Here is a 13728-nt window from a genome sequence, read left to right on the forward strand (position 1 = left end):
GCGCTGCGCCCCCGGGCTTTTTTACGAGCTTAAAACGTGAACACATTAGAACAAACAATTGGCAATACGCCTCTGGTGAAATTACAACGTCTGACGCCGGATAACGGTAGTGAAATTTGGGTCAAGCTGGAAGGCAATAATCCCGCGGGTTCGGTGAAAGACCGCGCCGCGTTGTCGATGATCGTCGAAGCGGAAAAGCGTGGAGAAATTAAGCCTGGCGACGTGCTAATTGAGGCCACCAGCGGCAACACCGGCATTGCGCTGGCGATGATCGCCGCGCTGAAAGGCTATCGTATGAAGCTTCTGATGCCAGACAACATGAGTCAGGAGCGCCGTGCGGCGATGCGAGCCTACGGCGCTGAACTGGTTCTGGTGACCAAAGAGCAGGGGATGGAAGGAGCGCGCGATTTAGCCCTTGAGATGGCGCAGCGTGGCGAAGGTAAACTGCTCGATCAGTTTAATAATCCTGATAACCCGTATGCGCATTACACCACGACCGGACCCGAAATCTGGCAGCAGACGTCAGGACGTATCACTCATTTCGTCTCCAGCATGGGGACCACCGGCACCATAACCGGTGTGTCGCGTTTTCTGCGCGAGCAGGAAAAACCGGTTACTATCGTGGGTCTGCAGCCGGAAGAGGGCAGCAGTATTCCGGGAATCCGCCGCTGGCCAGCGGAGTATATGCCGGGCATTTTTAACGCCTCGCTGGTGGATGAAGTGCTGGATATTCATCAGAACGATGCGGAAAACACCATGCGTGAACTGGCCGTTCGCGAAGGCATTTTCTGCGGTGTCAGCTCTGGCGGCGCGGTGGCCGGTGCGCTACGCGTGGCGCGTGCGACGCCGGGAGCTGTGGTGGTGGCGATCATCTGCGATCGCGGCGATCGCTATCTTTCGACCGGCGTGTTTGGTGAAGAGCACTTCAACCAGGGGTTGGGGATTTAACTGGTAGGCCTGATAAGCGTAGCGCCATCAGGCAACCGCCTGGCACGATGGCTGGATAAGCTGTTGCGTGTTTTATCCAGCCTGAGATGATCCATCGTTGCGTTTTTCCACAAGCTTATCAAGTAATTGCCACAGCTTTTCATTCATCTGTTGGTAATCCCATGCGCGCATCTCTTCAGCAGAGCGGATGAAACGCTTCCCTTTGGCTTCGGCCAGCTCTTGCTCTGAGTGCTGAATTAATCCTTCGACCGCTTCGGCGGTAAATTCCATATGACACTGAAAACCATAGACGAAATTACCGTATTGTACGATTTGTCGCGGGCAGCCAACGCTTGTGGCGAGAATTGTCGCCTGGTCGGTTAATCCCGGCATATCGTTGTGCCAGTGACCGACGGTAAGCGGTGAACCAAAATGGCTGAACAACGGATGCTGTTGGCCTGCTTCGGTCAGGGCGATCGGGTAGTGACCAATCTCTTTTTCCGGGCTCTGGCATACTTTCGCGCCCAGCGCTTCGCCGATTAACTGCGACCCCAAACAGATCCCCACCACGATTTTACGTGCCGCAATCGCCTGGTTGATCAGATGCTGCTCGGCCAGAGCGTCAAAGTATGGACACTCTGCAAGCGTGGTCCGGGGTGACTGCGGACCGCCAAATAACACCAGCATATCGAAGCCATCGGCGTTAGCGGGAACCTTTTCTCCGGCGTAAACGTGCGACCAGGTGATGGTATAGCCGCGTGATTCGGCCCACGGCAGATACGCGCCAGCAGATTCAAAGGACTCATGAATAACAAAATGAACTCGCACTTTTTCTCTCCTGTTAGCGCTTTAGCGCCTGATGGATATCACTCGCCAGCTTATCAATGTCGCTGTCTGATAATGTTGACAGCGTAATGCGCAGGCCGTGCGCAGGGGTATTAACGCCAAATACTTCGCCTTCGCGTACCAGCCAACCGGATTTTGCCAGCGCAAAAGCGGTCGCCTGGCTGTTATCTTCCAGCGGCAGCCACAGATTGAGACCATCCCCGACCGGCAGCGCAATGCCATGTTGCAGTAGGGCGGCCGTCAGCTTTTGCTGCTGGGCGGCGTAAAATTGCTGGGTTTGTGCCAGCGTATGCTGGTAATCCTTGTCACTAAGACAAGCGCAGACTAAATCCTGAAGCAAATGGCTGACCCACTGACTGCCGGAGTTGAGCCTCAAACGCAGTTTCCCGGAAGTGAGCGGATCGCTGGCCACAATGGCCAGACGTAAATCCGGGCCTAACGTTTTAGACATCGAACGGACAACAGCCCAGTGGGTGGTTTCTTTCGCAATCACTGGATACCAACGGCAAGCGGACAGCAGCGCAAAGTGGTCGTCGACGATTACCAGCGTCTGCGGATAACGGGCCAGGATTTCCTGCAATTGCGCCGCGCGGGATGCGCTCAGGCTGCATCCCGTCGGGTTATGAGCGCGCGGCGTCAGAATCACCGCCCGTGCGCCTTTCTGTAGCGCAGTTTCCAGCATGTCTGGTTGCATGCCTTCGTGGTCAACGTTGACAGGGTTTGCTGAGAATCCGGCATAACGCAGCATGTTAATGCTGCTCAAAAAGCATGGATCTTCTACGACAACGCTATCACCAGGCAGTAAATGTGCGCACAGCAGACGTTCAATGGCGTCAATAGCGCCGCTGGTGATATCGATTTCTCCCTTGCCTGGGACTGCTTCCTGCATCCATTGCGTGGCCCACGCCTTAAGATCGGGGGATACGGCGGCATCGCCGTATAAACGCGGATTCTTATTTATTTTCACGAAATAACGGCTAAGGTCTGGAAGACGCGAAGGCGCTGGATTACTGCCGGAAAGATCGACAAGCGCGGTATCCGGATTGCCACCTTCCAGCGCAACGGGGGTAGAAATTTCTTTGATCACCGTGCCATTGCGTCCAAGGCTCTGCGCCAGTCCGGAGGCGACAAGGCGTTTATAAGCCGCCGCGACAGTATTACGGTTAACGTTCAATGCTGTTGCCAGTTCACGCACTGGCGGCAATGTTTCTCCTGCTGCCAACGTGCCTGTAGCGACATGTTGACGAATACTGTCAAAAATTTCGTTAGCGGTTTTTCCGTCGATCATTATTGACCTATGACAAAATGAATTTTAGCATATGACGATAATAGTGAGGCGTAAGCCCGCTGTCCAGCGAGAGGAGAGATTTATGGAGCAGGGGAGTGATATTCAGTCAGTGCTCTTCGACGACAAGCATCGGGCGCTTCAGACCGATATCGTCGCCGTCCAGTCACAGGTGGTGTATGGCAGCGTAGGCAACAGCATCGCCGTTCCGGCCATTAAAGCGCAGGGATTACGCGTGACGGCAGTCCCAACGGTGCTGTTCAGCAATACCCCGCATTATGAAACCTTTTACGGCGGTATTATTCCGACCGACTGGTTTAGCGGGTATCTCCGCGCCTTAAATGAGCGCGATGCCTTACGCGAGCTGAAGGCGGTGACCACGGGCTATATGGGTAGCGCAGAGCAAATCGCTCTGTTAGCAAAGTGGCTGAAAACGTTACAGATTACGCATCCAGGACTGTGCGTATTGGTCGACCCGGTGATGGGCGATACGGACAGCGGCATGTACGTAAAAGCCGAAATTCCGCAGGCCTACCGTCAGCACCTGCTGCCGCTGGCTCAGGGGTTGACGCCGAATGTGTTTGAGCTGCAAATACTGAGTGGAAAACCATGTAGTACGCTTGATGAAGCCATAACGGCGGCGCAATCTCTGCTTACCGAAACGCTGAAATGGGTGGTGATTACCAGTGCGCCGGGGAATACCGAAGAGATTATCAACGTTGCGGTGGTAACGGCTGAAACGGTTGAGGTGCTCGCACATCCGCGGGTGAAAACAGATCTGAAGGGGACTGGCGATCTGTTTTGTGCTGAACTGGTGAGCGGTATTGTATTGGGTAAAAGGCTGACAACTGCGACGCACGATGCTGCACAGCGTGTGCTGGACGTGATGACGTGGACGCACCAGTGCGGTTGTGATGAGTTAATTTTGCCACCGTCAGGGGAGGCGCGATGAAGAGTTACCGGCTGGTGGTTCGCCAGAATGGGCGTATGGTTGGACATTTTGATACCAGCGGGATAACGGCGCTGGAAGATATCTGCGTGGCGCGGGCTATGTTCGGTATTGCGGGTGGTTACGACTGTGAGCTGTTAGTGGCGGATTCGGAACGACGGATGCTGGAGAGCGGGCCGGAGGGCATGAAAATCCTGATGCGTGAGGCGTATTATCGACCGATGACCACACACATTTAATGGCGGATGAGGTGTATAAAAAAATGGCGCCAATCGGCGCCATTCTTCTCTGCGGCAAGAATTATTTCTTGATGCGGATAACCGGGGTTTCACCCACGGTCACGCTACCGGACAGTTTGATCAGTTCTTTGATTTCGTCCATGTTGGAGATAACAACCGGAGTCAGGGTCGACTTGGCTTTTTCTTCCAGCAGCGGCAGATCGAATTCAATAACCGGGTCGCCCACTTTCACGCGCTGACCTTCTTCAGCGATACGCTTAAAGCCTTCGCCTTTCAGTTCAACGGTATCAATACCGAAGTGAACAAACAGCTCAATGCCGCTGTCGGATTCGATAGAGAAAGCGTGGTTGGTTTCAAAGATTTTGCCGATGGTGCCGTCTACAGGGGCAACCATTTTGTTACCGGTTGGTTTGATAGCAATGCCATCACCAACGATTTTTTCAGCAAAAACTACATCCGGCACGTCTTCGATGTTGACGATCTCGCCAGAGAGCGGAGCAACAATCTCAATAGTTCCGGTGTCTTTCTTATCATCAGAAACCAGAGATTTCAGTTTATCGAACAAACCCATGATCTTCTCCTAAGCAGTAAATTGGGCCGCATCTCGTGGATTAGCAGATTGTTTTTTCTTCAATGAACTTGTTAACCAGCGTCATTAACTCGTCCGTTGTCGGTTGAGCAAGAGCCTGCTCTGCTAACACCTTCGCATCTTCGAAGTTCGTGTTACGGATAATCTTCTTAATGCGCGGGATAGAAATGGCGCTCATAGAGAATTCGTCCAGACCCATCCCCAGCAACAGAAGTGTAGCACGTTCGTCGCCTGCAAGCTCACCACACATGCCAGTCCATTTGCCTTCAGCATGAGAAGCATCAATAACTTGCTTGATCAGCGTCAGCACAGATGGCGACATCGGTTGGTAAAGGTGTGAAATCATATCATTACCACGGTCAACTGCCAGGGTGTACTGCGTTAAATCATTGGTGCCGATACTAAAGAAATCAACTTCTTTGGCTAAATGACGTGCAATTGTTGCCGCAGCCGGTGTTTCCACCATCACGCCAATCTCAATGCTTTCGTCAAATGCTTTACCTTCGTCGCGCAGTTCCTGTTTGTAGATTTCGATCTCTTTGCGCAGTGCGCGCACTTCTTCAACAGAGATGATCATAGGGAACATGATGCGCAGTTTGCCGAAAGCAGAGGCGCGCAAGATAGCGCGAACCTGGTCACGCAGGATCTCTTTACGATCCATGGCGATACGTACGGCACGCCAGCCCAGGAACGGGTTCTCTTCTTTCGGGAAGTTCATATACGGCAGCTCTTTATCACCGCCGATGTCCATGGTACGGACGATGACCGCCTGAGAGCCACAGGCTTCAGCTACGGCTTTATACGCAGCAAACTGTTCTTCTTCAGTCGGCAGCGATTCACGGTCCATGAACAGGAATTCGGTGCGGTACAGACCCACACCTTCGGCGCCATTACGCTCAGCGCCTTCAACGTCACGAACGGTACCGATGTTGGCGCAGACTTCAACCTGATGTCCGTCCAGCGTGATAGCGGGGAGATCTTTCAGCTTAGCGAGTTCCGCTTTCTCGGTCGCAACCTGCTCCTGAACGGCGCGCAGTTGTTCAATAACGTCGTTGGTCGGATTGACGTAAACCTGGTTGTTTACGGCATCCAGAATCAGATAGTCGTCGTTTTTAACCTGAGAGGTGACGCTACCCGTACCGACGATGGCAGGCAGTTCCAGAGAACGCGCCATGATAGAGGTATGGGAAGTCCGTCCACCCGCGTCAGTAATGAAACCCAGCACCTTGTTCAGGTTCAGCTGTGCGGTTTCTGACGGGGTCAGGTCTGCGGCTACCAGGATGACTTCTTCCTGAATAGCGCTGAGGTCGATAATTGCCAGACCCAGAATGTTACGCAGCAGGCGTTTACCGATGTCACGTACGTCGGCCGCACGTTCTTTCAGGTATTCATCATCCAGCTCTTCCAGGGCAGTGGCCTGTCCTTCGATAACTTCATGCGCAGCTGCATCAGCCGTCATGTGCTTATCTTTAATCAGGGCTATGATTTCCTGCTCCAGCTCCTCATCTTCGAGCAGCATGATATGCCCTTCAAAGATGGCTTCTTTTTCTTCACCGAACGTTTCACCAGCTTTGGTTTTGATCGCTTCCAGTTGCGCAGATGCCTTGGCACGACCGCTCAGAAAACGTTCAACTTCCTGATCAACCTTGTCGGCAGAAATTTTTTTCCGGTCAATGACGATCTCGTCTTCTTTCAGCAGCAATGCTTTACCGAAAGCGATACCCGGGGATGCTAAAATGCCTGAAATCATAACCCTACCTTACTTGTGACTGATATTTAAAAGAACTCGTTGAACTTACTCGAGTTCAGCCATCAGTTTAACCAGATGCTCAACTGCTTTCTGCTCGTCTTCACCTTCTGCGGACAGGGTAACAACGGTACCCTGAGTCAGGCCCAGAGTCTGCAGTTTAAACAGGCTTTTGGCGCTAGCGCTTTTGCCGTTGGAAGTCACAGTAATATCAGAAGTAAAGCCTTTTGCTTCTTTAACAAACTGAGCAGCAGGGCGAGTATGCAGACCGTTCGGAGCGGTAATGGTAACTTCTTGCTGGAACATTATATTTCCCCAACTTATAGGTTTAGTGTTGTGGAACTAAAGTCTAGCCTGGCGGTTCAACTTTAGCCTGTATTGTTAGCATCGGCGTAAACTGGACGCGACACAAAAGGAGTTCGGTGCAATCCGTTGCTGGCAACTTCTTGCCGCTGACGTTTCGTTCGTCATTAAACATTATGCCGCGAAAGGAAGAGTTGAACCAAATCATAAAATCGATTCAGCTAGCGCTTTTCCTGTAACGATTAATTTCGCGCATCAAAATAATTAGCTTGGTTAAATACCAGTTCTGGAGGGTTGAATCAATGCCAGGCGAGTTGAAACTTTGAAGCAGACCACAAAAAAGCACCCAAAAGGGTGCTTTTTTACGCGTTTTTAACATGCTGGCATTACTGTTGCAGTTCTTTCTCTGTGAAGAGATCGGCAAACAGTGCAGTGCTCAGATAACGCTCACCCGATGACGGTAGAATAACCACTATATTCTTATTGGTAAAGGTTTCATCTTCCTGCAGCTTAAGCGCGGCAGCAACGGCTGCACCAGAAGAGATGCCCGCCAAAATACCTTCTTCTTCCATCAGGCGACGCGCAGTAGAGATTGCCTCATCATTGGTGATGGCGACGACTTTATCAATAAGCTTCAGATCGAGGTTGCCTGGAATGAAGCCCGCGCCAATTCCCTGGATTTTATGTGGACCCGGTTTCAGCTCCTCACCCGCCAGCGCCTGGGCGATAACCGGGGAGTCGGTCGGCTCTACCGCGACGGTGATCAGATCCGTTTTACCTTTGGTGCCTTTAATGTAACGGCTTACGCCAGTCAGCGTACCACCGGTACCTACACCGGAAATAAAGACATCAACCTGACCATCGGTATCTTCCCAGATTTCCGGGCCGGTGGTTTTTTCGTGGATTTCCGGGTTCGCCGGGTTGCTGAACTGCTGCAGCAGCAGGAATTTTTCCGGATCGCTGGCGACAATTTCTTCAGCTTTCTGGATTGCGCCCTTCATCCCTTTTGCGCCTTCAGTCAGGACCAGATTCGCACCCAGAGCCTTCAACAGCTTGCGGCGCTCAATGCTCATTGTTTCCGGCATGGTCAAGGTCAGTTTGTAGCCACGGGCGGCAGCAACGTAGGCCAGTGCTATCCCTGTGTTGCCGCTGGTTGGCTCTACCAGTTCAACGCCAGGTTTCAGTACACCACGTTTTTCGGCATCCCAAATCATATTGGCACCGATACGGCATTTGACGCTAAAGCTGGGGTTACGTGATTCCACCTTCGCCAGAATGCGTCCGTTACCGATACGGTTCAGTCGAACCAGCGGCGTATGACCGATAGTCAGCGAGTTATCTTCAAAAATCTTACTCATGGCCTGTCCTTAACTGTATGAAATTGGGATACCGCTTCAGCATACCTGTTGAGAATGTATGGGGAAGTAAGGAATTCGCATATCTATATGCTGATGAGAAATAATGCTTTGCAGTATGGAATAAGAGCGGGCATAAGCCAGCCCGCTTTTACACATTTTTGCATTACTTCCATAACGCATGCTTATCACGATAGCAGTCTACCCACATCGCCGTGGCACCACAAACTGCCACCGGCATGATGAACAGATTGAGTACCGGAATCATGGTGAACAGGCTGGTCAACGCACCAAACTGCATATTGGTCACCTTACGCGTGCGCAGCGCGACGCGCATTTCCTTAAAAGGAACTTTGTGGTTATCAAATGGATAATCGCAGTATTGAATAGCCAGCATCCATGCGCTGAACAGGAACCACAGTACCGGAGCGACGGTCTGCCCAATGCCCGGAATAAAATAGAGGATCAGCAACACGAAAGCGCGCGGGAGATACCATGCCAGCTTTTGCCATTCACGTTTCATAATGCGCGGAAGGTCTTTCATGATGCCGAGAACGCCTGTATCGGGAGGCGTTGCGCCCGTCAAGCGCGCTTCCAGCTGTTCCGCCAGCAGGCCGTTAAACGGCGCAGCAATCCAGTTGGCAAGGGTGGAGAACAGGTAACCGAACACCAACAGTACGGAGAGGGTTACAATCGGCCACAGTAAATAGCTGAGCCACTGTAGCCAGTCAGGGACGTGGCTCATCAGCGCGGGGATCCAGCTACCGAGTTGAGTAAATAACCACCAGAATGCGCCGCCCATCAGCAGGATATTCACCAGTAAAGGCAGAATAACAAAACGACGAATACCCGGTTGGGTGATGAGCTTCCATCCCTGGGAAAAGTAATAAAGGCCGCTGCGAGGTACAACTGCAGATGATGAAACCATGGTCAGGACATACTCCTTGTTATAAAAGCTCTGGTAAACTTTGCGTATCTTACCGGGTTGTTGAGCGTTAAGCTGTTCGGAAATGTTCGAAAAAACAGCAAAAAGCACAATTTTGTTCATCTTTATGCTGTGAAAGCCAAGAGTACACTTGCACTTGGCGTAATCGACAAATACTCTTAGTGAGTAAATGTTTGCCGTGGTGGCAAGGTGTTAGAACAACAGAGAATATAATGATGCAGGATTTGCGTCTGATATTAATCATTGTTGGCGCGATCGCCATAATCGCTTTACTGGTACATGGTTTTTGGACTAGCCGTAAAGAGCGGTCTTCTATATTCCGCGATCGCCCACTGAAACGCATGAAGTCTAAACGTGAAGACGAGGATTCGTTCGACGACAACGTCGAGGAAGACGAAGGCGTGGGCGAAGTTCGCGTTCATCGTGTGAATCATGCTCCCGGTAATGCGCAGGAACATGGTGTTCCTCCTCAGTCGCCGCAACACCAGTACCAGCCGCCTTATGCGTCTGCTCAGCCGCGTCAACCCGCGCAGCAGCCTGCGCAAGCGCCGGTACCGCCGCCGCATGTTCAACAGCCGCAGCCTGTGCAACCGCAGCAGCCGGTGCAACATCAGCCTGTTCCGCAGCAACCTGTCCAGCAGCCGATGCAGCATCAGCCCGTTGCGCCTCAGGTCCAGCAGTCCGTGCAGCCAGCGCCGCAGACCTTCCAGCCAGCAGAGCCTGTCGTTGAACATCAGCCGCAGCCTGAGCCGGTCGTTGAAGAAGCGCCTGTTGCTGAAAAACCGCAGCCTAAAGAGACGGTCATCATTATGAACGTTGCGGCTCATCATGGCAGCGAACTCAACGGAGAAGTGCTGCTCAATAGCATTCAGCAGGCCGGTTTTAAATTTGGCGATATGAATATTTTTCATCGTCATTTGAGTCCGGATGGCAGCGGTCCGTCGCTGTTTAGCCTTGCTAATATGGTTAACCCGGGGACATTTGACCCCGAAATGACAGGCGACTTCAGTACTCCTGGCGTAACTATTTTTATGCAGGTTCCGTCCTATGGGGACGAGCTGCAAAACTTTAAGCTGATGCTGCAGTCAGCACAGCACATTGCCGATGAAGTTGGCGGTGTGGTGCTCGACGATCAACGTCGCATGATGACGCCGCAGAAACTGCGCGAGTATCAGGACCGCATCCGCGAAGTTAAAGAATCTCGCGCCTGATTTTCCTCTGGCGTGACATCTCCTTGCTAAACCCCCGCCTGTCGGGGGTTTTTTATCATTGATGGTGCGATATGGAATCAATCGAACAACAACTGACTGAACTGCGAACCACGCTTCGCCATCATGAGTATCTCTACCATGTGATGGACGCGCCGGAAATTCCCGATGCGGAATACGATCGTCTGCTGCGCGAACTCCGCGAGCTGGAAGCGCAGCATCCGGACCTTATTACACCCGACTCGCCAACACAACGCGTTGGTGCCGCTCCGTTAACGGCGTTCAGCCAGATTCGCCATGAAGTGCCCATGCTGTCGCTGGATAACGTATTTGATGAAGAGAGTTTTCTCGCCTTTAACAAGCGCGTACAGGATCGGCTAAAGCGTACGGATAAGCTGACCTGGTGCTGTGAGCTGAAGCTTGACGGGCTGGCGGTGAGTATTCTCTACGAAAACGGCGTACTGGTTAGCGCCGCAACGCGCGGCGATGGCACCATCGGGGAAGACATCACCTCAAACGTGCGTACCATCCGCGCGATCCCGTTAAAACTGCACGGCGATAACATTCCGACACGTCTGGAAGTGCGCGGTGAGGTGTTCCTGCCGCAGGCCGGATTTGAAAAAATTAACGACGAAGCCCGCCGCACTGGTAACAAAGTGTTTGCTAACCCACGTAACGCGGCGGCTGGGTCATTGCGTCAGCTCGATCCACGTATTACAGCGAAGCGACCGCTTACTTTCTTCTGCTATGGCGTTGGCGTACTGGAAGGCGGTGAGCTGCCTGATACCCATCTGGGTCGTCTGCTGCAATTTAAAGCGTGGGGACTGCCGGTGAGCGACAGAGTGGCGCTTTGCGACTCTCCGGAGGAAGTACTTGCTTACTATCATAAGGTTGAAGAAGACCGACCGACGCTGGGATTCGATATTGACGGCGTGGTGATCAAAGTCAACTCCATGGCCTTGCAGGAACAACTGGGTTTTGTTGCCCGCGCGCCGCGCTGGGCGGTGGCCTTTAAGTTCCCGGCTCAGGAGCAGATGACCTTTGTCCGCGATGTTGAGTTTCAGGTTGGACGTACAGGGGCAATTACGCCCGTTGCCCGCCTTGAGCCAGTGCAGGTGGCCGGGGTGCTGGTCAGTAACGCAACGTTGCATAACGCTGACGAAATAGAACGGCTGGGTTTGCGTATTGGCGACAAAGTCGTTATTCGCCGTGCGGGCGATGTCATCCCGCAGGTGGTGAATGTCGTACTTTCCGAGCGTCCGGAAGATACGCGCGAAATCGAGTTTCCAACCCATTGTCCGGTTTGTCACTCTGATGTTGAACGGGTGGAAGGCGAAGCAGTTACTCGTTGTACCGGAGGTTTAATCTGCGGGGCGCAGCGTAAGGAATCGTTGAAACACTTCGTTTCTCGCCGGGCGTTGGACGTTGACGGCATGGGCGACAAAATTATCGATCAACTGGTCGAGAAAGAGTATGTCCACACGCCTGCGGATCTCTTCACGTTGACCGCCGGTAAGCTGACCGGTCTTGATCGAATGGGGCCGAAGTCGGCGCAAAACGTAGTGAATGCGCTGGAAAAAGCGAAAGAGACCACATTTGCTCGTTTCCTCTATGCGCTGGGTATTCGTGAAGTCGGCGAAGCTACAGCTGCAGGTCTGGCGGCATATTTCGGCACGCTTGAGGCGTTGGAAGCGGCCTCTATTGAAGAGCTGCAAAAAGTGCCGGATGTCGGCATCGTGGTAGCGACGCACGTGTTTAATTTCTTCGCCGAAGAAAGCAACCGTGAGGTGATAGTGCAACTTCTGGCGCAAGGGATCCACTGGCCTGCGCCGGTGGTTATCAACGCTGAAGAAATCGACAGCCCGTTTGCCGGCAAAACGATTGTGCTGACCGGGAGCCTGAGCCTTATGTCGCGCGATGATGCCAAAGCTCGACTCACCGAGCTGGGCGCAAAAGTGGCGGGGAGCGTGTCGAAGAAAACCGATCTGGTGATAGCTGGGGAAGCGGCGGGTTCGAAGCTGGCAAAAGCGCAGGAGTTGGGCATTGCAGTGATCGACGAAGCTGAAATGATCCGCTTGCTGGGTGCTTGAGATGGAAAAAGAGCAGCTGGTAGAGATCGCCAATACCGTCATGCCCTTTGGCAAATATAAAGGGCGTCGGCTGATTGATGTCCCGGAAGAGTATCTGCTGTGGTTTGCCCGCAAGGATGAATTTCCGCCGGGCAAACTTGGGGAGCTGATGCAAATCACGCTGCTGATTAAAACTGAGGGGCTGACGCAGCTGGTTCAGCCCCTGAAACGCCCACTTTAGGCCTTCGCGGCGCGGCTCTTCTGCTGCGCCTGCAGCGCGTCCGTCTGTTGTTTGTAGCGACGCGCCAGCACGGCGCACACCATCAGCTGAATTTGGTGGAAAATCATCAATGGCAATACCATCATACCGATCACCGACGTCGGGAACAGGATGTTTGCCATGGGGATCCCATTCGCCAGACTTTTCTTCGATCCACAGAATACAATCGTGATTTCATCGGCTTTGCTGAAACCGCATTTGCGCGCAACAAAGACGTTAATAGCAATCACGATGGCCAGCAATATGATGCTGACAACCACGATAAACAGCAGTGATCCCACCCCTACTTTGTGCCAGATCCCATTAACCACGGCTTCACTGAAGGCGGAGTAAACCACCAGTAAAATGGAAGATTGATCCGTTTTTGCAATCCATTTTTTATGCTGTGACACCCAGTTGCCAATCCACGGTCGCGAGAGATGACCCAGCACGAACGGCAGCAGCAGCTGCAGCATGATTTTCCCTACCTGTTCCAGGCTGCCTTCTGCGCCATGCATATTCATGACCAGGCCTACCAGCAGTGGCGAAAGAAAAATACCCAGTAAGCTGGAGGCCGAAGCTGAACACACGGCGGCGGCAACGTTACCACCTGCCATTGAGGTAAAGGCGATAGCCGATTGCACCGTGGCTGGCAAAATACACAGATACAGGAATCCGGTGTAAAGCATCGGATCAACGTTGACGGGGGCCCACCAGGCGAACAGAACGCCCAGCACCGGGAAAACAACAAACGTGCTGCACATTACCCACAGATGCAAGCGCCAGTGGCTACCGCCGGCAATAATTGCCTCACGAGAGAGCTTGGCCCCGTGCATAAAAAACAGCAGGGCAATGGCGGCGGTGGTCAAGCCTTCAAAGAAAGGCACAAAGCCACCTTCGGCCGGGAAAAACGACGCCAGCAAAACGACGGTAATCAGCGTTATCGTGAACGGATCAAGAATACGAAAAAGTTTCATAAAGACTCCTGAAATTCGGTAGCAACATT

Annotated in this window: 14 protein-coding genes; 6 read left to right on the top strand and 8 right to left on the bottom strand. The window is 52.7% G+C overall.

Translation table 11 applies throughout. From position 1 onward, the window contains the following. Positions 1 to 36 precede the first annotated feature (36 nt). Complete coding sequence (cysM, locus tag OGY15_RS07350; RefSeq protein WP_151217608.1) at positions 37 to 948, top strand: cysteine synthase CysM; 912 nt, start codon at positions 37 to 39, stop codon at positions 946 to 948. A gap of 72 nt (positions 949 to 1020) precedes the next feature. On the opposite strand, the gene OGY15_RS07355 is transcribed toward cysM, so the two are convergent. Both OGY15_RS07355 and ptsJ read right to left on the bottom strand, forming a co-directional pair. Continuing rightward, positions 1021 to 1755, bottom strand: coding sequence for a type 1 glutamine amidotransferase (locus OGY15_RS07355; RefSeq protein ID WP_187253524.1), 735 nt, complete (start codon positions 1753 to 1755; stop codon positions 1021 to 1023). 13 nt (positions 1756 to 1768) lie between these two features. Further along, positions 1769 to 3061: a MocR-like B6 salvage transcription factor PtsJ gene (gene ptsJ / locus OGY15_RS07360; protein WP_286538886.1), complete on the bottom strand. Its 1293-nt coding sequence runs from the start codon at positions 3059 to 3061 to the stop codon at positions 1769 to 1771. Positions 3062 to 3143: 82 nt separating this feature from the next. Between ptsJ and pdxK the strand changes: the two genes are divergently transcribed. Further along, complete coding sequence (gene pdxK, locus OGY15_RS07365) at positions 3144 to 4010, top strand: pyridoxine/pyridoxal/pyridoxamine kinase (protein WP_210904500.1); 867 nt, start codon at positions 3144 to 3146, stop codon at positions 4008 to 4010. Next, positions 4007 to 4246, top strand: coding sequence for a cytoplasmic protein (locus OGY15_RS07370; protein ID WP_151217601.1), 240 nt, complete (start codon positions 4007 to 4009; stop codon positions 4244 to 4246). Before pdxK ends, OGY15_RS07370 begins: the two co-directional genes overlap by 4 nt. A 61-nt stretch (positions 4247 to 4307) precedes the next feature. On the opposite strand, the gene crr is transcribed toward OGY15_RS07370, so the two are convergent. From crr to cysZ, 5 genes are all read right to left on the bottom strand, one after another. Then, on the bottom strand, positions 4308 to 4817 hold the full coding sequence (gene crr, locus OGY15_RS07375; RefSeq protein WP_000522253.1) for a PTS glucose transporter subunit IIA: 510 nt from the start codon (positions 4815 to 4817) through the stop codon (positions 4308 to 4310). 40 nt (positions 4818 to 4857) lie between these two features. Beyond that, positions 4858 to 6585 (bottom strand): phosphoenolpyruvate-protein phosphotransferase PtsI, encoded by a 1728-nt coding sequence (gene ptsI / locus OGY15_RS07380; protein WP_003038080.1) that lies wholly within the window; start codon positions 6583 to 6585, stop codon positions 4858 to 4860. A 45-nt stretch (positions 6586 to 6630) separates the two neighbouring features. Continuing rightward, positions 6631 to 6888, bottom strand: coding sequence for a phosphocarrier protein Hpr (gene ptsH / locus OGY15_RS07385; protein ID WP_003038086.1), 258 nt, complete (start codon positions 6886 to 6888; stop codon positions 6631 to 6633). A gap of 383 nt (positions 6889 to 7271) precedes the next feature. Beyond that, positions 7272 to 8243, bottom strand: a complete 972-nt coding sequence (gene cysK / locus OGY15_RS07390) for a cysteine synthase A (protein ID WP_151217599.1) — start codon at positions 8241 to 8243, stop codon at positions 7272 to 7274. Positions 8244 to 8406: 163 nt separating this feature from the next. Next, entirely contained in the window at positions 8407 to 9168 is a 762-nt protein-coding gene (gene cysZ / locus OGY15_RS07395; RefSeq protein ID WP_187253521.1) for a sulfate transporter CysZ, read from the bottom strand. 230 nt (positions 9169 to 9398) lie between these two features. On the opposite strand from cysZ, the gene zipA reads away from it, so the two are divergent. The 3 genes from zipA (at position 9399) to OGY15_RS07410 (ending at position 12704) form a co-directional block, all read left to right on the top strand. Beyond that, complete coding sequence (zipA, locus tag OGY15_RS07400; protein WP_151217595.1) at positions 9399 to 10397, top strand: cell division protein ZipA; 999 nt, start codon at positions 9399 to 9401, stop codon at positions 10395 to 10397. A 71-nt stretch (positions 10398 to 10468) separates the two neighbouring features. After that, on the top strand, positions 10469 to 12484 hold the full coding sequence (gene ligA, locus OGY15_RS07405; RefSeq protein WP_286538887.1) for an NAD-dependent DNA ligase LigA: 2016 nt from the start codon (positions 10469 to 10471) through the stop codon (positions 12482 to 12484). A 1-nt stretch (position 12485) separates the two neighbouring features. Continuing rightward, a complete protein-coding gene (locus tag OGY15_RS07410) occupies positions 12486 to 12704 on the top strand; it encodes a DUF3820 family protein (RefSeq protein WP_003038102.1) in 219 nt (72 codons plus the stop codon). Here the strand turns inward: OGY15_RS07410 and OGY15_RS07415 are convergent. After that, positions 12701 to 13699, bottom strand: a complete 999-nt coding sequence (locus tag OGY15_RS07415; protein ID WP_187253519.1) for a bile acid:sodium symporter family protein — start codon at positions 13697 to 13699, stop codon at positions 12701 to 12703. The two genes, OGY15_RS07410 and OGY15_RS07415, sit on opposite strands and share 4 nt — an antisense overlap. Between the last annotated feature and the right edge of the window lie 29 nt (positions 13700 to 13728).

It is taken from the genome of Citrobacter sp. Cu231, assembly GCF_030332265.1.
GTDB lineage: Bacteria > Pseudomonadota > Gammaproteobacteria > Enterobacterales > Enterobacteriaceae > Citrobacter > Citrobacter meridianamericanus.